Genomic DNA, 543 nt, shown 5'->3' with positions numbered 1-543 from the left:
GAAGGAGAGTGTCTGGCTGCCGGATTATCAGGTGGTGATCGATGCCAAGCCGCTGCCGGGCATGGAAAAGGACGAAGCTTCGGATCTGGCCTATAACCCGCAGACCAAGACCCTGTTCGCGGTCATGGGCAAAAATCCGTTCCTGGCTGAGCTGACGTTGCAAGGCGACGTGCTGCGCAAGATGCCGCTGGTGGGCTGGAGCAACCCGGAAGGCCTGACGGTCATGGAAAACGGTCTGCTGGCGATTGTTGATGAACGTCAACACACGCTGTCGATCGTCAAGGTCGAAGCCGGTACCCGTGAGCTGAACATTGGCGACTTCCCGATATACGACCTCGGGCCGTCGAAAGATCAGAACAAAGCTTTCGAAGCCATCACCTGGGATCCGCGTAACCGTCAACTTGTGCTGGGTGAAGAGCGCCCGCCGGCGCTGTTCACCTGGAAAAGCGACGGCAGCCAGACCCTGATCGGCGACAAGCAGAAGCTGGCCAGTGACGAGCTCGATATTCGCAACCTGTCGGCGCTGGCGGTCGACCCACGCAC

The 543-nt window shown here is 59.5% G+C and carries 1 protein-coding gene; it reads left to right on the top strand.

Annotation, left to right across the window (positions count from 1 at the left end; translation table 11 throughout):
* A partial coding sequence (locus tag J5M56_RS24075; protein ID WP_207937951.1) for an SdiA-regulated domain-containing protein occupies positions 1–543 on the top strand: 543 nt, incomplete at both ends.

It is taken from the genome of Pseudomonas sp. 51_B, assembly GCF_017491595.1.
Classification (GTDB): Bacteria; Pseudomonadota; Gammaproteobacteria; order Pseudomonadales; family Pseudomonadaceae; genus Aquipseudomonas; species Aquipseudomonas promysalinigenes.
Note: the sequence above shows the minus strand (reverse complement) of the source record. Positions and strands in the feature narration are given on the sequence as shown.